The organism is Altericista sp. CCNU0014 (assembly GCF_044923475.1).
Classification (GTDB): Bacteria; Cyanobacteriota; Cyanobacteriia; order Thermosynechococcales; family Thermosynechococcaceae; genus JAAURS01.
The window spans coordinates 5,046,443-5,069,559 of record NZ_CP137338.1; the positions used below are offsets into that span (position 1 = coordinate 5,046,443).

The window sequence follows — 23,117 nt, forward strand, 5'->3', positions numbered from 1 at the left end:
AAGGAATTCCTACAGAAGATAGGGGTAGATTTCGATACGATTGGCACAAAGATTTCCACGCGCGGGGCGTACGGGGTTCGAATTCAAACGATTCAGCCTTCAAAAAATGGATTTGAGGGGAAGGCGATCGCCATCCTTCGCGAGCCACAATAGGTATTAAAACTCAGGCAGGCCCTAAAATAGACAAGATCGGTTCCGTCGAAATCTCGAGCAGCCCTGAATGCCCGACGGATGGTCGAAGCTCGGTCAAAGGCCGATCCCGAAAAAAATCAGGAAAATTGTCACAACCTGTAATATGTCATGCCACTTCTTAAAGACCCTGGTTTACCTTAATAAGGGGTATCGACTCATCTCTATGAATGCAACCTAAATGAGCGAGAGCGCGCATTGGGGCCGTTAAGGCACCTCGTTCCGGCGATGCAAGGCATTCTGAGTAGAATGGGATGTAAGGGTTTGCGCCCTGCCGCCCGTAACGGACCCAAAATTGCTGGAAAGCTTTGAGGGTTTGCCTTGCGAGTGAGATGAAGAAAGCCAAGAGTCGTTGTTTCAGTACGGTCGAGGATAGCTGTGAAAGTTCCAAGTACGATAACGGCCTTAGTGGTTGGGATTATACTCACGTTGGTGAGCCTCTGGATCGGACAAAATCACGGTTTGTTGCCGTTGAGCGCGTCCGACGAGGCCAAAAAGATTGACGATTTATTTAACGCAATGATGGCAATCTCGGCGGGATTGTTCTTCATCGTGCAAGGGGCAATTCTGTATTCGGTTTTTGCCTTTCGCCGCCGTTCTGGAGACGACACCGACGCACTGCCCATTGAAGGCAACATCCCGCTCGAAATTTTGTGGACAGCCGTCCCGACCGTCATCGTGATGTGGTTGGCCGTCTACAGTTTTGATGTTTATAAATCGGTGGATGGCGGCAACGCGATCGGCTCTAACCACATGGCCCACGCCCACCATTCCCCGGAACAGATGGCCGAAATGCCCGGTTCTGCAATGGCGGCGACGATGCCGAGCGGCACTGCAGTGGCTCAATCGTCTTCATTCCTGACTGCGCCACCCATTCCCCCCAGTATCGACCCGTCAGTCAATCCGCTAGTTGTAAATGTGGCGGGTCTGCAATATGCCTGGATTATGACCTATCCTGAGACGGGCATTGTCTCGGGAGAATTAAGACTCCCCAAAGATCGTCCCGTACGCCTCAATATTTCGGCCAATGACGTGATTCATGCGTTCTGGGTACCTGAATTTCGGCTGAAGCAGGACGCCATTCCAGGCCAAGAAACCCACCTGAGCTTTACCCCCAATCGCATCGGAACCTATCCGTTGATCTGCGCTGAGCTTTGCGGGGCTTACCACGGCGGCATGAAGACCAGGGTGATCGTGCAGACGCCCGAGGAATATCAAGCCTGGGAAGACAGCCAAAAGACAGTCGCGCTCAAAGATCCGGTTGCGGTCGCTTCTCTCATCCACGATGAGGCCATGACGTCTCAGGTCAAAGCGATGGGGTTTGGTCCCGATCGCAGGGCGATGGATCGCCTGCACCAAGTCGCGGTTTCTGAGACGGCTGAAGTTGCCCAACTCGCTCGGTCTCTCTAATGTTTGGGGGTTAGGCTTTAACCTCCCGTACTCGTTTGTAAGTTTTTGAAGGACTGCTGTATGACCCAAGCCGAACTGTCAGACCCAAGACAGCTTGAACCCCTGCTAGAGGTTTCTCCTGGCTCGAATTGGCGGGAATATTTTAGCTTTAGTACGGATCACAAGGTCATTGGCATCCAGTACCTTGTCACTAGCTTCGTGTTTTACCTGATCGGTGGTGTTTTGGCGGAGCTGGTGCGCACGGAACTGGCTACGCCTCAGGTGGATTTTGTGAGCCGAGAAACCTACAACGCGCTCTTCACCATCCACGCCACGATCATGATTTTCCTGTGGATTATTCCTACCCTGACGGGGGGGTTTGGCAATTTCTTGATTCCCCTCATGATCGGGGCGCGGGACATGGCCTTCCCGCGTCTGAATGCGATCGCCTTTTGGATGATCCCTCCGGCTGGAGTACTGCTACTGTGCAGTTTTTTTGTGGGACCCGCCAGTGCTGGATGGACGTCCTACCCGCCCCTCAGCCTTACGGTCAATAAAGCAGGCGAAGCGATCTGGATTGCAGGCGTGATCGTGCTGGGAACCTCTTCGATTATGGCGGGGTTGAACTTCGTCGTCACGATTTTGAAGATGCGGATCCCTGACATGACCATGAAGCGGATGCCTTTGTTCTGTTGGGCCATGCTGGCAACTTCAGCCCTTCAGCTCACGGCAACGCCCGTCCTCTCCGGCGCGATGATTTTGCTGGGATTCGACCTGTTGGTCGGGACTGCCTTTTTCAATCCAACGGGCGGCGGCGACCCGGTCGTGTACCAGCACATGTTCTGGTTTTACTCCCATCCGGCGGTCTACATCATGATCCTGCCCGCCTTTGGAATGATCTCCGAAATCTTGCCCGTCCACGCCCGCAAGCCCATTTTTGGATACTTGGCGATCGCCTATTCCAGCCTTGCCATCAGCTTCTTGGGCTTGATCGTATGGGCTCACCACATGTTTACCAGCGGCACCCCCGATTGGCTGCGCATGTTTTTCATGATTGCCACGATGGTGATTGCCGTGCCCACGGGGATCAAGGTATTTAGCTGGGTCGCGACAATTTGGGGCGGCAAGCTGCGCCTCAACTCCGCCATGCTCTTTGCGATCGGTTTCGTGTCGATGTTTGTGGTGGGCGGTTTGAGCGGCATCATGGTCGCCTCCGTGCCCTTCGATATCCACGTCCACGATACCTACTTCATCGTGGCGCACCTGCACTATGTCCTATTTGGCGGCAGCGTCTTCGGGATTTATGCCGGGATGTACCATTGGTTTCCTAAAATTACGGGTCGGCTTCTGGACGAAACCTGGGGCAAGATTCACTTCGCCCTGACCTTTGTCGGCTTTAACATGACCTTTTTGCCGATGCACGTGCTCGGACTTCAGGGCATGAACCGCCGCGTTGCAGAATACGATCCTAGATTTGCCGGACTGAATCTGTTTATCACCATCGGGTCTTACATCCTCGCGGTTTCAACCCTTCCCTTTCTGGTTAACGCCATTTGGAGCTGGTCGAAGGGCAAAATTGCAGGCAGCAATCCTTGGGATGGCTTGACCCTAGAGTGGACGACGAGTTCGCCACCCCCAGTCGAGAATTTCCACGTCGATCCCATCTTGACGACGGGTCCTTACGACTACGGTCACGATAAAGAAAAAGAGGCTGAGGCTGCTTTAGTCTCCTGAGCGCCTGATGCGGATGGGTGAGCGAAGCCGAACCCATCCTCGATCGTTCGCACCTAAGATACCTGTCCCTAAGCAAGGAAAATTGGATAAACCATGCAAGGTTCAATCGCCGACCAAGGCTCGCTAGAGCTAAACCATTCTGAGGTTGCCACTTCGACCGCTGCGGCGTCCCACCACGCCGAACATCCCGATCTGCGATTGTTTGGGTTCATCTTGTTCCTGACTTCAGAAAGCATGCTCTTTTTGGGGCTGTTTGTGGCTTACCTGACCTTTCGCTCGGTGGCGACGAGCTGGCCTCCGGCTGGCACTCCAGAGCTAGAACTCCTATTGCCTGGGATCAATACCATCATTTTGCTTTCCAGCAGTCTGGTGATTCACAAGGCTGACGATGCTGTCAAAGCAAATGATGTGGCCGGGATGCGTCGCTGGTTCCTAATCACAATGGCGATGGGGATTACGTTCTTGGCAGGACAGCTGTACGAGTACAACCATCTAGAATTTGGCCTCAAGACAAACCTTTTTTCGAGTACGTTCTACGTTTTGACTGGGTTTCACGGTCTTCACGTGATGGTGGGCGTAATCCTGATGTCGATCGTGCTGTGGAGATCGCGCGTACCCGGTCACTACTCCTCTGAAAAACATTTTGGCGTCGAAGCTGCTGAAATTTACTGGCACTTTGTGGACGTTATCTGGGTATTATTGTTTTTACTGCTGTATATTCTTTGACCGAAGGAAAGTCTTTCCCCCATCACTCCTTGGATTGGAGGTCATGGGGGGTTGACAGAAGGTCTCAAAATTCGGTAGCTTAGTAAACGTTGAAAGTTACTTGCCCCCATCGTCTAGAGGCCTAGGACACCTCCCTTTCACGGAGGCGACGGGGATTCGAATTCCCCTGGGGGTACTTTCAAAGGAAGGTTCCAAAAGTTTGGAGCCTTCTTTTTTTGCGGTTGAGGTCAGGATTTCATGAAAATTGCTACTTGGAATGTCAACTCCATCCGCTCTCGACTGACCCACGTCCTGGATTGGCTGGAAAGTAGTGCGGTGGATGTGCTCTGCGTCCAGGAAACCAAGGTGCCTGACGAGTTGTTCCCGCGATCGCCGTTTGAGGAGCGAGGCTATCATCTCTACGTTTCCGGGCAGAAATCCTACAACGGCGTTGCGCTGATCGGTCGCTTGCCTATAGAGAACGTTGTCTGTGGCTTCGGCGAGGTCCTGGAAGGCACGGAAACCTTGGATGATATTGAGCAGTTCGACGAGCAGAAACGGGCGATCTCGGGCGTTATAGCGCCGGGGATTCGCCTCGTAAATCTCTACGTACCCAATGGGTCTTCCGTCGGGAGCGAAAAGTACGACTACAAGCTGCGGTGGTTTGGGGTGTTGCGGCAGTATCTCCAAAAACTTCAAGCCGAGGGCAAACCGATTTTGATGTGCGGGGATTTCAATATTGCCCTAGAGGATCGCGATATTTGCGAACCGGAAAATAAAGGGGACCACATTATGGCATCCTTTCTGGAGCGCGAAGCGCTTCAGTCTGTGATTGAGCTGGGGTTTGCCGATGCTTTTCGCAAGTTTACGGAGGAGACGGGACACTATAGCTGGTGGGATTATCGGGCGGCTTCGTTTCGGCGGAATTTAGGCTGGCGGATCGACCATCATTACCTGACGCCGGATCTTTACGAGAAGGCTGTAGGGTGCGTCATTGATAGAGCGCCGCGATCGCTCCCTCAACCCAGCGACCACACGCCTGTAATTGTGGAGCTGGCGCTATAGCTACAAATAGGACTGAGGATTGAGGATTGCTCGAAACTGCTAAAGGCTTGAGGCGATCGCCGCGTGCCAAGCGTCTGCACTGTCCGCCATTGCTCAAATAAAACTTGGCTTCCAGTCACCTTGTCAGCCTTGATTTGCTTGCAACCAAGTTCTCAAATCGGCAAGGGTTGAAAAATCTAACAATGCATCGGCAAGCGCTTCAAGCTGATAGAGGGTCAGCGATTGAATTTGAGATTGCAGTTCGGGCGAAACGTCGCCAACGCGTCGCGCGAGTTGACGAAGAATGACGGTTTGCTCTCCTTTGAGGATGCCGCGTTCTTCGCCTAGGCGTTCGCCTTTTTGTTCGCCTTCTTGCAGAATTTCCTGGTAAATCACAGATTCGCGCATGATGTCCTCCCGAAATACTTGACGAATCAAAGACCGATCGAACCGCAGTCCTGCCAGTAGCTGTACGTAAGCAGATGCTTCATGGCGTTGCTGGTCTGACTCTATTGTACTGACCCGCTGAGCGAGGAAACTACCAAACCTTGATGAATGAGGCATTACGAACGCATATTCAACAGCAGCATGAGTCTCTAGAGTCAACTCTAAGACGCGTATTGCGCGAAGAATTAGAGCGGACGAGCAAATAAACAATGATCGTCCGCTCTGCCTCATTTACAAATGAAGTCCGTTTACACTTCGCTCGCAACTTTCATCGCGTCAATCAAAATAGAGGCCACCTCAGGACGAGAGAACTCGGGCGGTGGGAGTTCGCCGCGTCTTAGCATTTCCCGTACCTTCGTGCCCGAGAGATGCACTCGTTCTTCTGGCAGGCTGGAACTGGTTTTAGACGTGGCCATCCCCAAGGACTTCTTGCAGTAAAAAGCGTGCTCGAACATCATCGGCGTAATGCCCAACGCCGCTGAGTCAACCTCATCAAAGATATATTGGGCGTCGTAGGTGCCGTAGTAGTCGCCCACCCCAGCATGATCTCGACCCACGATAAAGTGCGTGCAGCCGTAGTTTTTGCGCACTAGGGCGTGGAAAATCGCCTCGCGCGGCCCGGCGTAACGCATCGCGGCGGGGTTAATGGCCAAGGTCACGCGGTCGTGGGGGAAATATTTGGCTAGCAATACCTCATAGCAGCGCATCCGCACGTCGGCGGGGATATCGTCGCTCTTGGTGGCACCCACCAACGGATGCAAAAATAGCCCGTCCACGATCTCTAGAGCGCATTTCTGGATGTACTCGTGGGCGCGGTGGATGGGATTCCGAGTCTGAAAGCCAACGATGGTTTTCCAGCCCTTATCTCGAAATAAAGCCCGCGAGTCGGCAGGATCGATTTGGTACTTGGGGAAAAAGGGGTGAGGGCGGCGCTCCATCAGCCAGATCGGGCCAGCCAGATTCACAGAACCTTGGTCGTAGACTACTTTAACGCCGGGATGCTTTTCTTCGTTGGTCAGGTAAACCTTTAGCGCTTCGTGGTTTTTGTCGTAGGTATATTTTTGGGTCAATTCCAATACGCCGATAAAGGCCCCTGTCGGGTCGTCCAGCCGGATGGTGGTGCCGATGTCTAATGCATTGGCGATCGCCTCTTCCACAGACAGCGTAATGGGAATACTCCAGGGCAACCCGTTGGCTAATTTCATATGGTTGACGACCTGTTCGTAGTCGTCCTGGGCCATGAAGCCAACTAGGGGACTAAACCCGCCGATAGCAATGAGTTCTAAATCCGAGAGCGCTCGCTCATCTAACCGAACGCGGGGCAGCGTATCGGCCTGAGCTAAAAATTCTTGTCGTTGTGCTTCGGTCACGATTCGGTTGACCAATACCCCGCCGTGAGGGGCGATCGCATCCTGGGATAAACTCACAATGATGGTTCCTTTTCAAACTGCTCGTCATCCATCATAAAACACCGCTGCAAGGTTCCTTATGTGGGTTCTTGACATCTGCAACGCAGACTCGTTCCGTTTTGCGATCGCCTATTTCGCTCGGCTTGGAATGGTTGGTGCGGGGATATCTAGCGCTAAAAATCGATCTAGGGCCAGGTACATCCAATAAATTGAGGAAGGTGCATTCCGCATTTTTTGGAACCCCAAGCTGGCAGCCAGCGCTTCATAGGTTGGATGCACGATCATGGAGTACAAATCGCATGCGTTAGGGAAATCTTGTTTCATTTGATGCAGGATCTGTTGGGCATCCTGCAAAAAGCTGGCTTGGTATTGGGGAATGTAAGGCGCATCGATGACCCAACTGCGGATATAAATTGCCAAACAGTCCAGATCGCCAGGTTGAGCCATCACAAACGGGTCTATTTCGCTTTCGGAGCTGAAGTGGAGTCCTCGATTTGGGTCTTGGAAAAACTTGGCCTCCGATGTGCTCGCAACGGGATACAGCAGACAGAACCCGATCGGATTTTGGTTGTCCGTACGGCGCAGGACGCGCATTCCGGTAGAGTACTGCTGGCTCCAGCTTCTCAATAATTTCGCAATGCGGTGAGGCGTGGCGTGGAGATTGCGATTCATCCAGTTGTAGTTGGTGGCGAGCAACTGAGCCACTGGAATCGCGTCGCATCTGGGATCGAAAGCATCGGGTTTTACTGTGGCGATGTTCCGCGTCTGGGGCGCGCTCAGCAGTTCGGGGATGGGCAGAATTTCGATTCGGGTGGTATTGCCATCGAAAAATTTGCGGATCAGACCCAAGGCTGCGAGCTTGTCGAGCATGAGGCCCGCTGCGCGATCGCTCCCCCGATCTTTTTCGCTGTAAAACAAATTTGCGGCTTCGCGGTGGGTGCAGATTACAGGCTCTGTCAGGAGTTCTAGGCAAAGTAAGGGCGGTTTTGCCGTCGGGGTTTTCGCTTGAGTTTCCTTGACTAAAAGATAGATCCACAACCGAGTGAAATATTCTGCGCGAATTCGCGTTAGCCCTACCCGCTGAAGCACCTCGGTCGTGACGACGCGCTGTCGATCGGGCGGGAACCAGGTTTCTACAGGGATGTTGTCCATAGCGGCATGCGGTGCGATCGAGGGAAATAAAACATTGCATGGGATGCAGTCCGGGGAGGGTGCAAGGCCTCGCGCCCCCACAACGGTTGTTTGCGGCATTTACCTGAGGATACCCGCCCATATCTTACGCGGTACTTCACCCTGCTTCGCCGTTCTACGGTGCACTTTCGGTCGCTGGCACTGACTGTGGCCTTCTTGAGGGCGATCGCCTTTATTCGTCGCGGCTTCTGGGGTTCGACAGCCAGAATGCAGTTGTTGTGGATTGGAACGCAGGCAATGCAACTATTTTTGAAGGGTAGCGAGGATTTAGCAGGTCGGGTCCAGGGCAAAGCGACCTATCTGGGCACTAGGGCTAGGATCGTTCGGCTGGTGGATCGGTTTTTGTCGGTGGATGTGCTGAGCGATCGCCTTTCGGATTTGCCCAGTCAATTTTCCAGCCCGCACCAGCGGCCCTGGGAACCGATCGATTGGAAGCAGGTGAATGCGGCCCAAATTATTGGCATAGATCCCAATTTGTTCGTGCAGATTATTGGCAGTGCCGCCGAAATCGAAGCCCCGATTCGAGGCTATGCCCAGGAAAGCTGGGATTACCTGCACCGCTTTCATCCCCAGATGGCGCTATTTGTGGGGGGCGAGTTTAGCGCAGAAACCGGACGCCAGTCCGTAGGCATTTGGGAAAAGGAAGAGCGTCAGCACACGCCCGTAATGCGCAAGCTCTATCGGCAACTCACGGGTCAAACTTTCCAGCCCAAACCCAATGCAGTAGAGGGCTATCAGGAATCCAATAATCCGTCCGATGCGGTATACAGACACCTCTGCTCCCGTATTTCCACAGAATGGAGCGCGATCGCCGTCTATCTGTGGCTGATGGCCCACTCCACGGGAGAACTCCAGCAGGCGATCGCTCAGCTGTTGCAGGATGAGGTCAACCACCTCGCCAAGTTTTGGGGGTTCAGCCGTTGGGCCTTCGGACGTTCGTCATTGGGGCAGTTTGGGGTTGCGGTGGGGGATATTTTGGCGTTGGTAAAGCACCACAAGGGCGATCGCACGAACGGCCAGGAAATGCTGTCGCCCCGCCAGATTCTGAGCCAGCTTCCCCGCCTGCTCGAAATTGGCTTTACCTTCGTGCGGGTGATGATTCGGATTCATGCTTGGGATAAGGAACTCAGCTACAGCTACCTGAAGCATTTATTCGGTTCCCATCCGATGGCGATCGCGGTTTAGCGTTTGCCACGCCTGAAGGGTTATGCGACTTGCTGCTTTGCGTACAAATGTTCTTGAAAGCCGATGAATACAGCTCGGATTTTGGCCACATTACCTAGCTCTGCTAATGCGTCGCTGACAACATGATATTTGAGGGTTAGCAGATGCGGTAGTTTGGCTTGATCCAGTTCGCCTACGCCTTCTTTGATGTATTGAGAGAGAACAAAGTCCAGAAATTCAAGTTGTTTGCCTGTGTATTGAGCAAAAATTAGGCTTCTGCGGATGGCAACTCTTTCTAGGCGGCTGATGGGTGTGGCGGCATAGGCAATATAGGCTAATACATCGTACAAGTCGCTTTTCTCGGCGTCGATGAGGCGACTGATCTCAGTAAGTTGTTCGCTGCCGTAACCTTTCTCGGCGAGTCCTTCTAGTAAGGCTTTGCGGGTATCGGGTCGGCTCCACAGTACTCGTAGTTCGTCTTCGTTTTTGAATAGCTCTGGGATATCGCCAAAGAGGCGTTCTACGAATTCAGCAGCAGTCATGGGTTTGCCGTCTGGACTCCAGAAGCTAGTGGCTATTCGATGCTGAATGGTACGTTCTTTGCCATCTGCAAGTTTGATTTTAATGGTTTGGGGGCGACGAACGGTTGTGGCTTCGCCATTGGTCTCCGGCGTAGAAACGTCGTAGATCCCCTTACGCTCTTGTGGCCCTCGCGAGATGACTGGGGGCGGTTCAGCAGGTTCGCCGTCCCATTCTGGATCTTGGAAATGCTCGTAGGCTTTGACGAAATCGTAGATGGTGAAGTAGTCTTTGCCGTCAAAGAGGCGGGTGCCGCGTCCAATAATCTGTTTAAACTCGATCGTGGTGTTGATGGGACGCAGGAGTACGATGTTACTGACGTTGCGGGCATCGACTCCGGTGGAAAGTTTTTGGGAGGTGGTGAGGATGGTGGGGATGGTTTTCTCGTTGTCTTGAAAGGTGCTGAGGTGCTGTTCGCCGAGTTTGCCATCGTCGGCGGTGACGCGGACGCAGTAGTTGGGTTCTGTGCCGATCTTCATTTGGTTGATCAGGTTACGGACTGCGAGGGCGTGGTCTTGGGTGGCGCAAAATACCAGGGTCTTTTCGGTCTGGTTGATGGCTTCCATGAAAATCTGCACGCGGTAGCGTTCGCGTTCTTCAATTTCTATAATGCGGTTGAAGTCTGATTGGGTGTAGATGCGTTCTTCGTCTACGGCTCCTTCGATGAGTTCGTCTTCTGCGCTATAGAGGTATTCGTCGAGGGTGGTTTCGATTTGCCGAACTTTGAAGGGGGTGAGGTAGCCGTCGTTGATGCCGTCTTTGAGGGCGTAGGTGTAGACTGGGTCGCCGAAGTAGGCATAGGTGTCGGCGTTGTTGGCGCGTTTGGGGGTGGCGGTGAGTCCTAGCTGTACGGCGGGGGCGAAATGTTCTAGGATGCCGCGCCAGGTGCTTTCGTCGTTGGATCCGCCTCGGTGGCACTCGTCGATGATGATGAAGTCGAAGAAGTCGGGGGGATAGTCGCTGAAGTTGAAGGTTGTGGGTTGGGTTGTGGCTATTGCCGTTGGCAACGCTTCGCGAACGGCTCCGCTCAGCCAGCGGTCATCTTGTGTTGTTTGAGTAGCCTCTCCTGAGTTTTCCTCAGAATGTATTGCTGGTTGAGCGAAGTCGAAACCAGCTCCTCGAACAGTCATAAAAGTCTGAAATATGGTGAAGAAAACGCTGCCGTTTTTGGGGACTCGGCCTTTTTTGCGGATTTCTTCGGGGTCGATGCGGACGAGGGCGTCGTCGGGGAAGGCGGAGAAGGCGTTGTAGGCTTGGTTGGCGAGGATATTGCGGTCGGCGAGAAATAAAATGCGGGGGCGACGAGAGGACTGTTGGCTCAGGTTCCAGCGGCTTTGGAAGAGTTTCCAGGTGAGTTGGAAGGCGACGAAGGTTTTGCCTGTTCCGGTTGCCATGGTGAGCAGGATGCGGGTTTTGCCTTGAATGATGGCTTCTAGGACGTGTTTGATGGCGTTGTGTTGGTAGTAGCGGGCTTCCCAGGTGCCGCTGCGGTCTTCAAAGGGGATGGCGGCGAATCGATCGCGCCATTGATTCTTTTCGCTAAAGGTGGCGTCCCACAGTTCCTCGGGGGTGGGGTATTGGGTGATGTAGGCTTCGGCTCCGGTGTGCATGTCGATTTGGTAGATGCCGATGCCGTTGGTGGAGTAGGCGAAGCGGGTTTCTAGTTTTTGGGCGTATTTTTTGGCTTAGCCGACGCCTTGGGTGTCGGGGAGGTCGCGTTTTTTGGCTTCGATGACAGCGAGTTTTTCGCCTTTGTAGACGAGGACGTAGTCGGCGATGTCTGATTGGGCGCGTTTGCTGTTGCCGATGAGGCGACCGGGGGCGATGACTTCGCGACGGATGCGGCTGTCTGCGACGATGCCCCAGCCTGCGGTTTTGAGGGCGGGGTCGATGAGTTCGGCACGGGTTTCGGCTTCGTTCATGAAATTATGGATTGGGGCGTTCCGCTTCAGGTTCTGAGTTATTGGCTATTTGAATTTCTTGTTCGTATTGAGCGATCGCTGCTTCAATTTCTTCGTTACTAACATCGGAGAGATCGGACTTTGAATAAATGGTGGCAAGTATAATTTTTGTGTCAGTTTTTAGATAATAAATGACTCGATACCCACCACTTTTCCCCTTTTGAATGTTGCTGTTTTGAGACGAACTTTGAAAACTTTATATTTAGAGCCAGCAATTCGATCGCCAGGGATTTCACCTGCTTGAAGTTGGTCGATTAGACCTTGAAGGTCGGTACGAATTGAACGATAACGTTTGGCAAGCTCTCGAAGATCCTTTTTGAAGCGAGGTGTGAGAGCAATTTGAATAGGGGATGGCTCACTCTGCATCAATGCCTTCCCACATTGCTGAGAGGGGTATGGTCTGTCCCGTTAATGCTTCGCGTAATCCTTGATGAATCCCTTCAATCACAATTTCAGTAGGTGTTTCATCAGGATCTATTTCATCATCTTCAGAGATTAAAACAATCAGGCGAACGCGCTGCGGTTTGATCGATCCCAGCGATTTATCGAGTGTAAGTTGTCCGCTTTCATTAATTGTTGCTGTGGTTTCAATTGCTTTCATGGCTGGTTATAGTGTTATTAAACATTGAGCCAATTCAATTCACTCTTAGTCTAGTGCAGATATCAATTTCTTTATGATGGTTCGTCTTTTGAGTATGGCAGGCGGCGGCGAGCGGCGATGATTGCTTCATGCAGTTTGGCTTGGAGCAATTCTTTGGAGGGCAGTACGGTTAGGTATTCGGCGACGTGGATGCCGCTTTTATCGAGTTCTAGTAGTTCGATCTGCTCTTGTTTTTTGCCTGCACATAATATGATTCCCAAAGGGGGCTGTTCGTCGCTCTCTTGCTCGTATTTGGCGAGCCAGCGGAGGTAAAGCTCCATTTGGCTTTTGTATTCGTGGCGGAAGTTGCCGAGTTTTAGATCGATGACGATGAGGCGTTTGAGTTTGCGGTTGTAGAACAGCAGGTCGATGTAAAAGTCGTCGTTGTCGATTTGCAGGCGTTTTTGACGGGCGATGAAGGTGAAGCCTGCTCCCATTTCTAGTAAGAATTTCTCGATGTCTCGCAGGATGGCATCTTCGAGGTCTTTTTCGAGGTAATGGTCGCTCAGGTCCAAAAAGTCCAAAATGTAAGGGTCTTTCAGGAGTAGATTTGGGGAGACTTGCCGATCTTGGCGCAGTTTTTCTAAATCTTGGCGAATGGTTTCTTCAGGTTTGCGGGATAAGGCGGTGCGCTCGAAAAGCATGGAGTTGATGCGTTCTTGCAGTTGGCGAACGCTCCAGCGTTCGAGTTGGGCGATCTCGATGTAAAAGTTGCGTTTTAGTGGATCTTCCATGCCTATGATGAGTTTGAGGTGTGACCAGCTCAATTGCGCACACACTGTATGCGCAATTTCCCGATCGGGGAAAACCTCAGAGATTAAGACGCAGTAGTTGAGTTGTCGTTTGCTCCAGCCTTTGCCGTAGGTTTGGGTAAGGTGTTGGGAGAGCGCAACGATCACCTGTTTGCCGTATTCGGCCCGTTGACCTTGCAGGACTTCAGTTTGGATGCGTTTGCCGACTTGCCAATAGAGCAGGGTGATTTCGGCGTTGATGGCGACAGCGGCGCGTTGTTTGGCGGTATCGATAAGCTGACGAATTTCGCTAAAGAGGTTTTGCTCTGCGGCTTGAAGAACGGGGGCAGTCTGCGGGGTATGGGGGTCAGATTCGGTCATGTTGACTGATCCTCGTTTTGCGTTAAAGCGCTTTTTTGCTTGTTTTATAAGGGTTTGAGGTTTTTAAGGCTTGTCAGATCGTTTTGCGTTAAAGCACTTTTATGCCCAAAGAGAAAGCTGTCCAGATTGATGGACGTTTTGCTTAGTTGTCTCTGCACTGCGGAGACAATCTTTACTGATGCTACGATCCTCCTCAGCAGCTTCCATCGTCTGGTTAGCGGTGTCTGCGGTGAGTTCGCCTGTGAAGGCTTTCTGGAGAATGGATTGTTTGAGTTCGTTTAGGCTGGCGAGTTTTTTGTGGTAGATAGCTTCGAGGTGTTGGGTTTCGGTTTCGAGTTTATCTAGTATTGTGATAATTTCTTGCTGCTCTTTAATAGTAGGCAATGCGATCTGCAAATCTTTTATCATTCCTAATTTCAAGAATTTTGTGCCTGCGCCAACTGACTGCAATTTGAAGTCTTTAAGACTTTTAAGTATTTGAAAATATAGATATCTGTAGAGAATTTTATTTTCCCTATTGACAGTAATCACATATGTTCTTTGGTAGGCATTGAACTTGCCTTTGTAATACTTAACATTGAAATCACCAACAGCATTATTACCTGCAAGTAAAATAGCTTCGCAATCAAAGGCAAATTTGTCAATCTTATAGATTTCTCTTGAACAAGTAAAAAATGGATACTGACCATCTTCGGTTGCAGCATTCGCATCAAGCTTTCCAGTTCTAATATTAACTAAATTGCCAAGAGATTTTTTGTCCGCATCTAAGTTTCGTAGATAACTCTCAAAGAGTTCGTGGGCGTTGATGAGGTTCTTTTCGGTGTTGGTGATCGCCCTATCAATCCCCTCAAATGCCTCATCCAAGATCGCCACAATCTGCTTTTGTTCAGAGATTGGAGGAATATATAAGGGGCATTTTAGAATATCATCCTTTCTTAAATTAGTTTGATTTTCACTATTGTCAAAACTCAACAAGTAAGGATGTCTATTTAAATGGTAATAGAGGAATTTCGTATCAAATTCTTTTGAGCGAATAGCACAAATTCGTTGATTTAGTGAATATTTATTGTCCTCTTCAATAAGGTAGCATTTTGCTATTGCTTTACCTTTTGGCACATCACTCATTACCATCACAATATCGTTTTTGTAAAGAGGAAAAAGAGCATGCCTAGTTTTTTTGAATTTTGTGCCATCAGAAGATATGAATTTTGAGTTTACAACTATAAAATCTCCATTCTCGTCAATTTGATTTTCATGAGCTTTTCCATTATGGAATTTGCAAGATTCTCCAAGGGTTGTTTGTTACCAACGTTCGCTCATAAAAATTCCCCAATTCCAGCCAAGATCTCTGTGCTCTCTGTATCTAAAAGTTCGATACAAACAATGTTGCAAATTCTTTGTATTGTCCTTACAGAAAAAACATCACAACGTTTCAGACTGTACATGTAAGTCATGATTGACATCTTGGATGGGTTTTCGCTTCGACTCCGCTCAGCGAGCAACCTTGATTGCACTACGAACCAATCAAAGATTAGCTGGCTGAGCGAAGTCGAAGCCAGCGGTGCAGCCAACCGATTCCGAAATGTAAAACGATCATCACAACATTTCCCAATTTCCAACTTAATCATCTTCAACCTCCTGTCCATCCCAAAGTCGTAAGCGTTCCGCGATCTGCCCAGTCTTGAATTACCTTGACTCCGAATCCGGGCTTCGACTCCGCTCAGCTCTCAAATCTTCGACTGGTTGAGCAGATGTGTTTGCTGGTTGAGCGGAGCCGAAACCAGCCCCCCGATAATGCGACTTATTCTGACACTCCGCCAAGACATGCAGATTATCCCGGTTACCTTGAATCAGAGCCATTTTCTTTGCCCTACTCCAGCCCTGCACCTGCTTTTCACGATAAAACGCATCCGCCACATGCTCAAACTTCTCCGCATAGACCAACTGTACAGGCAGTCGTTTCGCCGTATGGTTAGCCCCCATCCCATTTTGATGCTGCCATAAACGGCGTGGCAGGTTCTTTGTACTGCCCGTATAGAAAGAACCATCGCAACATTCCAGAATGTACATGTAGGCCATGATTGACATCTTGGATAGGTTTTCGCTTCGACTCCGCTCAGCGACCACGCTTTTTTGCACTGATGTTGAGCTAATTAGCCAAATATAGCTGGCTGAGCGGAGTCGAAGCCAGCGACGCAGCCAACCGACCTAGAAGTGTGGCTGAAAACTAAGTGGATGAACATCTGGGATAGGTTTTCGCTTCGACTTCGCTCAGCGAGCAATCATGATTGCACTACGAACCAATCAAAGATTAGCTGGCTGAGCGGAGTCGAAGCCAGCGACGCAACCAACCGATCCAGAAATATACGCCCCCTTATAACATGCCTCCAATCCCAGCCAAAATCTCCGCACTTTCCGCATCTAGAAGCGCGATCGCCTCCAAAATTTCCAGCGGATCCCGTAACGGTGCCTCCTCCGCCTTATTCGGATTCTTCACCGACAGATCGAACGTTTCCGGGTCAACATCCGCCACATCCACCAGCCAAGACTTCTCCGACTCCGCAAACGTCGCCTGAAGCTCTACAAACTCCCGCAGATCCTCATCATTAAGCGAATTGGTTTTTCCCATATTCCGCCCTGGATCGAGCTGGTAATACCAGATCTTCTGAGTTTTAGTTCCCTGAGCGGAGTCGAAGGGAACTCCGCCGGAGGTGTCAGGTTTATCAAAAAACAGCACCACCGTCTTAACCCCAGCCCCAATAAACGTTCCACTGGGACAATCCAAAATCGTGTGCAAATCGCAATTGCTCAGAAGCTCCTGCCGCAACGCCCGCGAAGCATTATCCGAATTCGACAGAAACGTGTTTTTGATGACTACCGCCGCCCTACCGCCACGTCGCAAAATCTTAATAAAATGCTGCAAAAATAAAAACGCCGTCTCCCCCGTCTTAATCGGGAAATTCTGCTGCACCTCCTTGCGTTCCTTGCCCCCAAACGGCGGATTCGCCAAAATCACATCAAACCGATTCTTGTCCTGAATATCGCTCAGATTTTCCGTCAGCGTATTGGTGTGGATAATATTCGGCGCATCGATCCCATGCAAAATCATATTCATGATCGCAATTACATAGGCCAGACTCTTCTTCTCCTTACCCGTAAAGGTTTCCGTCTGTAACTGCTGCAACTGCTTCGTCGTCAGCTCATTTGGCTGAGCGGAGTCGAAGCCATGGCGCAAATAGTCATAGCTCTCGCACAAGAACCCCGCCGACCCGCAAGCCCCGTCATAAATGCGATCGCCAATCTTCGGCTTCACCACCGCAATCATGGCGCGAATCAACGGACGCGGCGTGTAATATTCGCCCCCATTGCGCCCTGCATTGCCCATATTTTTGATCTTCGCTTCATTACAGATGAGATAGCTCATGCTTCTCCTGCTGCGATCGAAACCGTAACTCATCAATATGTTCCAGCGCATCCCGCAAACTGTAGCCACTCTGGAACTTATTCTTAATCTCGCTAAAAATCTCGCCAATCTTGTACTCAATCGTGTCTGGACTCGTTGCCCGTCGCTTAAATCCCCGCAAAAACGGAAACAACTCATCGTTGACAAATTCAATCAGATCGTCCCCAATTAGCGCATTATCACGATCTAGCGTGCCATCTGCCCGCTTAGGAGCCGCCCACGTTGACCACTGATAGGGTTCATCGATGATGAAGTCATAGGGCTTTCCGACCAACTCCGCTTCTAGCGCCCGTTCCTGCTCCAAATCATCCAAATATTTTAGAAACAGCAGCCAAGAGGTTTGCTCCGTGTAGTCCAGCTCCGTCGTGCAGCCCGCTTCCTTCCAAAGGACGTCGTCAATATTCTTGAAGGTTTGCTCAAACATCTAGGATCTAGCTGAAGCCAATGAAACGAATCCTTTCCCAGTGTATTAAAGAGTTGGCTCAGTTTAGACGCGATCGCCTCACCCTCGCCCTTGCCTTTCTGTTGCCCATCACGAGTCTCTTTATTTTTGGGTTTGCAATCCGGCTTGAGGCCAAAGACATCCCCCTCGTGGTGCGAGACCTAGACGGCATTCTACTCAAAGGCGTAGGGCTAGAGGCACTATGGGGAAATGCAATCGTGCTAGGAATGGGCGTATCCCCCGTACTCTGCAAAACAGTACCCATCCCAGTACCATAGGAGATGGCGATTAGAGAAAAATTGGGAATTCCCAATGCTAAAAACCCTCAAGGCCGACTTCGACATCATTTTTGAACGAGACCCCGCCGCGCGCAACGCGTTAGAGGTGTTGTTCTGTTACCCTGGCCTGCAAGCATTGTGGTTCCATCGCTTTGCCCATTGGCTGCATCGCATTGGCGTGCCGTTTATTCCGCGTCTGATTTCCAACATCAGTCGCTTCTTGACCGGGGTTGAAATTCATCCGGGCGCGCAGATTGGCTCCTCGGTGTTTATCGACCACGGCATGGGCGTTGTCATTGGCGAGACCGCCATTATTGGCGATTACTGCTTGATTTATCAAGGCGTGACCCTCGGTGGTACTGGCAAAGAATGCGGCAAGCGCCATCCCACCCTTGGCAACAATGTGGTGGTGGGTGCGGGCGCAAAGGTACTGGGCAACATCGAGCTGGGGCACGACGTGCGCATTGGGGCGGGTTCCGTCGTCCTGCGGGACGTGCCGCCGGATTGCACGGTGGTGGGAATCCCTGGCCGCGTTGTCTATCGGGCCGGGGCCAAGGTGAACCCTCTCGATCACGCTCGACTGCCGGACTCTGAGGCTCAAGCCATTCGCTATTTGATGGACCGGATCGAGTCTTTGGAGCTAGAGTTGAAGTCTCTTCGGCAAGGGTCGGCGGTCCTCCACGCCCAAGCGATTACCGCCCACAATAGCTGCCGACTGCGCGATCGCGACATCGAAGAGTTTTTAGAGGGTTCCGAGGCAGCAACGGCCATCGAACCCGAACCGTTGAATCGCCTCTAAAGGTCAAAACGGTCGTCATCCAAACCCTAATGATTTATCGAACTGAAAGCTGAAGCATGAAAATTTCTCTGAACTGGCTCCGAGAACTGGTTGCGTTCGATGAGTCTCCTGAAGTCTTAGCGGAACGGCTCACCTTAGCGGGCTTTGAGGTCGAAGACATTGAAGATCGCCGCACTTGGGCCGAAGGGGTGGTGGTGGGCAAGGTGCTCAGTTGCGAGAAGCATCCCAATGCGGATAAGTTGCGGGTTTGTGCGGTAGACATCGGCCAGGCCGAACCCTCTACCATTGTCTGCGGCGCGCCCAACGTGGCGACAGGGCAGTTTGTGCCCGTGGCAACCCTGGGGACTTACCTTCCAAAAGTGGATCTCAAGATCAAGCCTGCTAAGCTGCGCGGCATTGCCTCTGCCGGAATGATTTGCTCGCTTTCGGAGTTGGGCCTTGCCAAAGAATCTGAAGGCATCTATCGCTTCGATCCCGAGGTGCAGTCTTTTGCGATCGGGGACGACGTGCGTCCGCTGCTGGCGCTCGACGATACAATTTTGGATCTCTCCTCTACGGCCAATCGTGCCGATGCCCTGAGCATGGTGGGGATTGCCCGCGAGGTGGCGGCGCTGACGGGGAAGCCGCTAAACCTACCGCAGGTTCCTACCCCGAAGCTGAAAGCGTCAAAGACGGTCTTGAACGTGGCCATTGCCGAACCGCAAGCCTGCACCGCCTACATTGCAACGCGCTTGGAGGGGATCGCGATCGCCCCTTCGCCCGCTTGGCTCCAGCGTTGCCTGGAAGCCGCTGGAATTCGGCCCATTAATAACGTGGTGGACATCACCAACTACATCTTGTTGGAGTGGGGCCAACCCCTCCATGCCTTCGATGCCGACGCGCTCGCCGCCTTGACGGGGGACGGTAAATCCCTCAATCTAGGGGTACGGTTTGCCCAGGCAGACGAAACCCTGACGACCTTGGACGGACAAGAGCGATCGCTGACAACCCAAAGCTTGCTCATTGCGGCCAACGATCGACCTGTCGCCCTAGCGGGTGTCATGGGCGGACAAGACACCGAAGTTCGCGAAACCACCACGGCGATCGTGCTAGAGGCAGCGCTGTTTAGCCCCGTGGCCGTGCGTCGCTCCGCCCGCGCCCAAGGGGGGCTGCGCACCGAAGCCTCGACGCGGTACGAGCGCGGCGTCAATGAAGCCCAGCTCGATATTGCCTGCAACCACGCCCTCGCGCTCCTCCAAGACTTGGCCGGGGCGCGGCTGGTGGCGCAGCAAAAGGCCGACTTGCGATCGCCCTCCCAACGCACCATCGAGCTGCGGCTGGCACGGGTGAACCAGATTTTGGGACCTTTGGAAGGCAACGGCGTGGATGAAACGCTGGACGAGTTAACTGCTGCCCAGGTGACAGCGCTATTAGAATCCCTCAGCTTTAGCCTGAAGCCCGCAGCACGAGAAAACGTGTGGTTGGTTGAAGTGCCACCCCACCGCCATCGCGACATCGAGCGCGAAATCGACCTGATCGAAGAAATTGCGCGATTGCACGGCTACGATAAGTTCTGCGAAACCTTGCCTGCCAAGACCGAGCCAGGATATCTTGCCATCGACGATATTTTGCTGCGCCGCGTGCGGGAAGTTTTTCGGGCCAGCGGCCTCACGGAACTGATGCACTACACTTGGACAAAACCCAGCGAGGCGGGTTCGGCAACGCAGATTAAGGTGGTCAATCCCTTGCTGGCGGAGTTTTCAGCATTGCGAACCGAACTGTTGAGCGGATTGCTGACGGCGTTCCAATACAACCTAGAACAGGGCAACGGTCCCCTCAATGGATTCGAAATTGGCCGCATTTTCTGGAAAGAAGAAGATGGACTGGCTGAAGCTCACGCGCTTGGCGGGGTTATTAGCGGCAAGCCGTTTCAAGGCAAATGGCTTCAGAAGGCTAAAACGGATACTTCGCTATCATGGTTTGAAGCCAAAGGCGTTCTAGAGCGCACCTTCGACAGGCTTGGATTGAACGTCGAGTACCAGCCCGATCGCCAAGAGGCTCGACTGCATCCCGGTCGCACGGCTTCGCTGTGGATCGAGGGCGAGCGCTTGGGGCGTTTCGGGCAGCTCCATCCCCAACTGCGACAGGAGCGGGAGCTACCGGAAGACGTCTACCTGTTCGAGTTGGATTTGGGGGTCTTATTGGAGGGAATCGAACGGCAGCAGCGGATTTCCTCTGCGTTCAATCCCTACTCCATGTTCCCCGCCTCGGATCGAGATCTGGCCTTTTTTATATCGACGGAGTTCTCGGTTTCCGAGATCGAGCGGACGATGCGCAAAGCAGCCTCTAGCGCAAACGGTAGCTTGCTATCCTCCATCGAGCTGTTCGACGAATATCGGGGCGATCGCGTCCCGGAAGGTCAGCGGAGCTTGGCATTTCGGCTTATCTACCGCGCTGACGACCGTACCCTCACCGATGAAGAAGTCAATCCGATCCATCAAAAGGTACGGGATGCGCTGGAAGAAAAATTTCGAGCGAGTTTGCGCAGCTAGATTTCAGGCGTTGCCTAGTTACAGACAGAACGAGCGATCGAATTGTCGTCTAGTTGACTGGATGTTGGAGCGATCGGGAGATAATGATGGAAGCGGTAGCGTCCGCTGTCAGGTTGTGGGGAATACTAGAAAATAGCGACCATCTACAACTCATTTATTGAGGAAAAGATCGTGAACCTACGTCATTCTGCATCTTCTGGCATTGGGTTATTAACCCTGCTGTTTGGCTTCATGCCCAGCACTCCCGCTCAAACTAGCCTTCCCGTTCCTCTGGTCCCAAAGCAAGGACAAGCAAAAGGAATAGACAAAACATCCTCTGGCTTGGGCGGTCCGATTACGCCTTCACACCCTAATTTTTTCTCAGACAGCGCCCCCCCACCCGCGCCTGCCCCCCTAGATCTGGACGATGACTTTGCAGTTCAGCCCTTAAGAACCCCTTCTAGCGCGCCCGTCGCTCCCCTCGTGGGCGATCCACCCCGGACCAACCGAGGTGGCCTCATCAACATCGAAACGGACTGAGGTGAAACGGGACCGTTTGCGTAAAAAATCTATCTTTAGAGGCGGCAAAAGAGACGGCAAAGCGGCATCGGGCTTGGAAAATCGTTGTTATGATAAGAAATGTAATGTATTGAAACGTTTCTTATTATCAATACGACCATGCAAACCGCTTTTGACTTTAACGCGATCGCAAACTTCAATCCATTAAAAACTGCCTATCAGGCGCTCCAGTGGAGCAAAAATATCTTTGGCTTGGCCCACAAAAACGCATCGACTCAAGTCGGCAAAACGCTGTTTCCGGCCAATTCAGTCGCGGAAGGGCAGGCGCGTCCGGTTATCGACGAAAAGGTGTTGGCATACCTAAAAATGCGCTACGAAGCTCTTTTAGAACAGGACTGGAACGACGCCCAAGCTGGGTTCTATCCCATCGATTTGCTGTTCGATACGCCTTGGGACGAGGTCGCGCGCTATTATCCGGCAGTCTGGCTGGATTTGCCCCTGCTGTGGCAACGCGCTCAAAGTAAGCGCTATCAGGATTTTTCTGCGGAGATCGATACCAGCGGATACCCAAAGTATTACCTTCAAAATTTTCACTACCAAACCGACGGCTATCTCAGCGATACTTCTGCAAAGCTTTACGACCTTCAAGTCGAGCTGTTGTTCGGCGGTATGGCCGATCCGATGCGGCGGCGGATCTTGCCTCTTCTCAAGCGGTTTTTTGCCCGAAATGAAAGGGGAAACTCGCCAAAAATTTTAGATGTTGCTTGCGGAACGGGCCGCACCCTGCGCCAATTGAGGGCTGCATTCCCTAAGGTCTCGCTCTACGGCGTGGATTTATCGCCTGCTTACCTTCGTAAAGCCAATCGATTGCTGTCTCAGAACCCAGGAGAACTGCCGCAGTTGCTTCAAGCCAATGCGGAGGCGCTGCCTTACCAAGATAGCTATTTTGATGCGGTCGCGAGCGTGTTTTTGTTCCACGAATTGCCGGGGACGGCCCGCCAGAATGTCATCGACGAGTGCTATCGAGTGCTTCAGCCCGGCGGTATGCTGGTCATCTGCGACTCGATCCAATTGCACGACTCTAAGGAACTCTCGCCCATGATGGAAGGGTTTTCATCCACTTTCCACGAGCCGTATTACAAAGACTACATCCATGACGATCTCACCCAGCGGCTTGAGTCTGCTGGATTTACCGACATTGCCTGCGAGGCGCATTACTTGAGCACGTACTTTACCGCGTGCAAGCCCCTTTAAGGATCGCGGATGAAATAACTTCTAGAGCTTTGCCCCTAGCATCGGCGATCGCCATTTGTATCGCCAAAGTTGCGGCGATCGCATTCCACCCATCCATCGACTGACATTTGCAATTGTGTTTTTGCAGGGCATCCATGCCAGATTGATGCAGACGTCAATCATCGGAGCAGAAGGTTTTTAGATGCGCGCGCTTAACGGGAGCGGGAACGGTTGCGTTGGGAACTCGATCGTTAAACACAGCCATTGCGTTCTGCCCGTAAGGTTTCTATATAATTAAAGTTCAATTCG

The 23,117-nt window shown here is 51.9% G+C and carries 22 protein-coding genes, 1 tRNA gene and 2 pseudogenes; 11 read left to right on the forward strand and 14 right to left on the reverse strand.

Features of this window, described 5'->3' with window-relative positions; translation table 11 throughout:
- Window positions 1-567: 567 nt before the first annotated feature.
- From R6H26_RS23950 to xth, 5 genes are all read left to right on the forward strand, one after another.
- Window positions 568-1,599, forward strand: coding sequence for a cytochrome c oxidase subunit II (locus R6H26_RS23950; protein ID WP_404786147.1), 1,032 nt, complete (start codon window positions 568-570; stop codon window positions 1,597-1,599).
- A gap of 60 nt (window positions 1,600-1,659) precedes the next feature.
- Window positions 1,660-3,312, forward strand: a complete 1,653-nt coding sequence (ctaD, locus tag R6H26_RS23955; RefSeq protein WP_404786148.1) for a cytochrome c oxidase subunit I — start codon at window positions 1,660-1,662, stop codon at window positions 3,310-3,312.
- 93 nt (window positions 3,313-3,405) lie between these two features.
- On the forward strand, window positions 3,406-4,038 hold the full coding sequence (locus R6H26_RS23960; RefSeq protein ID WP_404786150.1) for a heme-copper oxidase subunit III: 633 nt from the start codon (window positions 3,406-3,408) through the stop codon (window positions 4,036-4,038).
- A gap of 102 nt (window positions 4,039-4,140) precedes the next feature.
- Window positions 4,141-4,213: transfer RNA gene (locus R6H26_RS23965), tRNA-Glu, on the forward strand.
- Window positions 4,214-4,275: 62 nt separating this feature from the next.
- Window positions 4,276-5,082, forward strand: coding sequence for an exodeoxyribonuclease III (gene xth / locus R6H26_RS23970; protein ID WP_404786151.1), 807 nt, complete (start codon window positions 4,276-4,278; stop codon window positions 5,080-5,082).
- Window positions 5,083-5,205: 123 nt separating this feature from the next.
- On the opposite strand, the gene R6H26_RS23975 is transcribed toward xth, so the two are convergent.
- The 3 genes from R6H26_RS23975 to R6H26_RS23985 all read right to left on the reverse strand — a co-directional run bounded on the left by R6H26_RS23975 (window position 5,206) and on the right by R6H26_RS23985 (window position 8,069).
- Entirely contained in the window at window positions 5,206-5,625 is a 420-nt protein-coding gene (locus R6H26_RS23975; RefSeq protein WP_404786152.1) for a DUF4351 domain-containing protein, read from the reverse strand.
- Between the two features lie 131 nt (window positions 5,626-5,756).
- The gene (sat, locus tag R6H26_RS23980) at window positions 5,757-6,935 is read right to left on the reverse strand and encodes a sulfate adenylyltransferase (protein WP_404786154.1); all 1,179 of its coding nucleotides are present in this window, start codon (window positions 6,933-6,935) and stop codon (window positions 5,757-5,759) included.
- A gap of 111 nt (window positions 6,936-7,046) precedes the next feature.
- Window positions 7,047-8,069: a hypothetical protein gene (locus tag R6H26_RS23985; RefSeq protein ID WP_404786156.1), complete on the reverse strand. Its 1,023-nt coding sequence runs from the start codon at window positions 8,067-8,069 to the stop codon at window positions 7,047-7,049.
- A 159-nt stretch (window positions 8,070-8,228) separates the two neighbouring features.
- Between R6H26_RS23985 and R6H26_RS23990 the strand changes: the two genes are divergently transcribed.
- The gene (locus R6H26_RS23990; protein WP_404786158.1) at window positions 8,229-9,293 is read left to right on the forward strand and encodes a hypothetical protein; all 1,065 of its coding nucleotides are present in this window, start codon (window positions 8,229-8,231) and stop codon (window positions 9,291-9,293) included.
- Window positions 9,294-9,313: 20 nt separating this feature from the next.
- Here the strand turns inward: R6H26_RS23990 and hsdR are convergent.
- The 10 genes and pseudogenes from hsdR to R6H26_RS24040 form a co-directional block, all read right to left on the reverse strand.
- Window positions 9,314-11,524, reverse strand: a pseudogene (hsdR, locus tag R6H26_RS23995) (EcoAI/FtnUII family type I restriction enzme subunit R); the annotation flags it as partial.
- A 12-nt stretch (window positions 11,525-11,536) separates the two neighbouring features.
- Entirely contained in the window at window positions 11,537-11,773 is a 237-nt protein-coding gene (locus R6H26_RS24000) for a hypothetical protein (protein ID WP_404786160.1), read from the reverse strand.
- 159 nt (window positions 11,774-11,932) lie between these two features.
- Window positions 11,933-12,178, reverse strand: a complete 246-nt coding sequence (locus tag R6H26_RS24005; RefSeq protein ID WP_404786162.1) for a hypothetical protein — start codon at window positions 12,176-12,178, stop codon at window positions 11,933-11,935.
- On the reverse strand, window positions 12,168-12,413 hold the full coding sequence (locus R6H26_RS24010; protein ID WP_404786164.1) for a hypothetical protein: 246 nt from the start codon (window positions 12,411-12,413) through the stop codon (window positions 12,168-12,170). The genes R6H26_RS24005 and R6H26_RS24010 overlap by 11 nt, the downstream gene beginning before the upstream one ends.
- 71 nt (window positions 12,414-12,484) lie before the next feature.
- Window positions 12,485-13,564 carry a YhcG family protein gene (locus tag R6H26_RS24015; protein ID WP_404786165.1) on the reverse strand — a complete coding sequence of 360 codons (1,080 nt, stop codon included), beginning with the start codon at window positions 13,562-13,564 and terminating at the stop codon, window positions 12,485-12,487.
- Between the two features lie 99 nt (window positions 13,565-13,663).
- The gene (locus R6H26_RS24020) at window positions 13,664-14,407 is read right to left on the reverse strand and encodes a restriction endonuclease subunit S (protein ID WP_404791433.1); all 744 of its coding nucleotides are present in this window, start codon (window positions 14,405-14,407) and stop codon (window positions 13,664-13,666) included.
- Window positions 14,381-14,848 (reverse strand): annotated as a pseudogene (locus R6H26_RS24025) (restriction endonuclease subunit S); the annotation flags it as partial. The gene R6H26_RS24020 and the pseudogene R6H26_RS24025, both read right to left, overlap by 27 nt.
- Window positions 14,849-15,250: 402 nt before the next feature.
- Complete coding sequence (locus R6H26_RS24030; RefSeq protein WP_404786167.1) at window positions 15,251-15,643, reverse strand: GIY-YIG nuclease family protein; 393 nt, start codon at window positions 15,641-15,643, stop codon at window positions 15,251-15,253.
- A gap of 295 nt (window positions 15,644-15,938) precedes the next feature.
- A complete protein-coding gene (locus tag R6H26_RS24035; RefSeq protein WP_404786168.1) occupies window positions 15,939-16,988 on the reverse strand; it encodes a class I SAM-dependent DNA methyltransferase in 1,050 nt (349 codons plus the stop codon).
- Complete coding sequence (locus tag R6H26_RS24040; protein ID WP_404786169.1) at window positions 16,969-17,451, reverse strand: type I restriction-modification system subunit M N-terminal domain-containing protein; 483 nt, start codon at window positions 17,449-17,451, stop codon at window positions 16,969-16,971. Before R6H26_RS24040 ends, R6H26_RS24035 begins: the two co-directional genes overlap by 20 nt.
- A 20-nt stretch (window positions 17,452-17,471) precedes the next feature.
- Between R6H26_RS24040 and R6H26_RS24045 the strand changes: the two genes are divergently transcribed.
- The 5 genes from R6H26_RS24045 to R6H26_RS24065 all read left to right on the forward strand — a co-directional run bounded on the left by R6H26_RS24045 (window position 17,472) and on the right by R6H26_RS24065 (window position 22,829).
- Window positions 17,472-17,747 carry a hypothetical protein gene (locus R6H26_RS24045; RefSeq protein WP_404786170.1) on the forward strand — a complete coding sequence of 92 codons (276 nt, stop codon included), beginning with the start codon at window positions 17,472-17,474 and terminating at the stop codon, window positions 17,745-17,747.
- 34 nt (window positions 17,748-17,781) lie between these two features.
- Window positions 17,782-18,546, forward strand: coding sequence for a serine O-acetyltransferase (cysE, locus tag R6H26_RS24050; RefSeq protein WP_404786171.1), 765 nt, complete (start codon window positions 17,782-17,784; stop codon window positions 18,544-18,546).
- Between the two features lie 56 nt (window positions 18,547-18,602).
- Window positions 18,603-21,077: a phenylalanine--tRNA ligase subunit beta gene (gene pheT, locus R6H26_RS24055; RefSeq protein WP_404786173.1), complete on the forward strand. Its 2,475-nt coding sequence runs from the start codon at window positions 18,603-18,605 to the stop codon at window positions 21,075-21,077.
- Window positions 21,078-21,248: 171 nt separating this feature from the next.
- Window positions 21,249-21,596: a hypothetical protein gene (locus R6H26_RS24060; protein WP_404786175.1), complete on the forward strand. Its 348-nt coding sequence runs from the start codon at window positions 21,249-21,251 to the stop codon at window positions 21,594-21,596.
- Window positions 21,597-21,734: 138 nt separating this feature from the next.
- Window positions 21,735-22,829, forward strand: a complete 1,095-nt coding sequence (locus tag R6H26_RS24065; protein ID WP_404786176.1) for a class I SAM-dependent methyltransferase — start codon at window positions 21,735-21,737, stop codon at window positions 22,827-22,829.
- On the opposite strand, the gene R6H26_RS24070 is transcribed toward R6H26_RS24065, so the two are convergent.
- Window positions 22,807-22,965 carry a hypothetical protein gene (locus R6H26_RS24070; protein WP_404786178.1) on the reverse strand — a complete coding sequence of 53 codons (159 nt, stop codon included), beginning with the start codon at window positions 22,963-22,965 and terminating at the stop codon, window positions 22,807-22,809. The two genes, R6H26_RS24065 and R6H26_RS24070, sit on opposite strands and share 23 nt — an antisense overlap.
- Window positions 22,966-23,117 lie beyond the last annotated feature (152 nt).

Excerpts from the sequence above, each read along its gene's own strand:
- ctaD (WP_404786148.1), top strand. The coding sequence starts at position 1,660 with ATGACCCAAGCCGAACTGTCAGACCCAAGACAGCTTGAACCCCTGCTA.
- R6H26_RS23960 (WP_404786150.1), top strand. The coding sequence starts at position 3,406 with ATGCAAGGTTCAATCGCCGACCAAGGCTCGCTAGAGCTAAACCATTCT.
- xth (WP_404786151.1), top strand. The coding sequence starts at position 4,276 with ATGAAAATTGCTACTTGGAATGTCAACTCCATCCGCTCTCGACTGACC.
- R6H26_RS23975 (WP_404786152.1), bottom strand. The coding sequence starts at position 5,625 with ATGCCTCATTCATCAAGGTTTGGTAGTTTCCTCGCTCAGCGGGTCAGT.
- R6H26_RS23985 (WP_404786156.1), bottom strand. The coding sequence starts at position 8,069 with ATGGACAACATCCCTGTAGAAACCTGGTTCCCGCCCGATCGACAGCGC.
- R6H26_RS24000 (WP_404786160.1), bottom strand. The coding sequence starts at position 11,773 with ATGAACGAAGCCGAAACCCGTGCCGAACTCATCGACCCCGCCCTCAAA.
- R6H26_RS24005 (WP_404786162.1), bottom strand. The coding sequence starts at position 12,178 with ATGCAGAGTGAGCCATCCCCTATTCAAATTGCTCTCACACCTCGCTTC.
- R6H26_RS24010 (WP_404786164.1), bottom strand. The coding sequence starts at position 12,413 with ATGAAAGCAATTGAAACCACAGCAACAATTAATGAAAGCGGACAACTT.
- R6H26_RS24015 (WP_404786165.1), bottom strand. The coding sequence starts at position 13,564 with ATGACCGAATCTGACCCCCATACCCCGCAGACTGCCCCCGTTCTTCAA.
- R6H26_RS24030 (WP_404786167.1), bottom strand. The coding sequence starts at position 15,643 with ATGGCCTACATGTACATTCTGGAATGTTGCGATGGTTCTTTCTATACG.
- R6H26_RS24035 (WP_404786168.1), bottom strand. The coding sequence starts at position 16,988 with ATGAGCTATCTCATCTGTAATGAAGCGAAGATCAAAAATATGGGCAAT.
- R6H26_RS24040 (WP_404786169.1), bottom strand. The coding sequence starts at position 17,451 with ATGTTTGAGCAAACCTTCAAGAATATTGACGACGTCCTTTGGAAGGAA.
- R6H26_RS24045 (WP_404786170.1), top strand. The coding sequence starts at position 17,472 with ATGAAACGAATCCTTTCCCAGTGTATTAAAGAGTTGGCTCAGTTTAGA.
- cysE (WP_404786171.1), top strand. The coding sequence starts at position 17,782 with ATGCTAAAAACCCTCAAGGCCGACTTCGACATCATTTTTGAACGAGAC.
- pheT (WP_404786173.1), top strand. The coding sequence starts at position 18,603 with ATGAAAATTTCTCTGAACTGGCTCCGAGAACTGGTTGCGTTCGATGAG.
- R6H26_RS24065 (WP_404786176.1), top strand. The coding sequence starts at position 21,735 with ATGCAAACCGCTTTTGACTTTAACGCGATCGCAAACTTCAATCCATTA.
- R6H26_RS24070 (WP_404786178.1), bottom strand. The coding sequence starts at position 22,965 with ATGGATGCCCTGCAAAAACACAATTGCAAATGTCAGTCGATGGATGGG.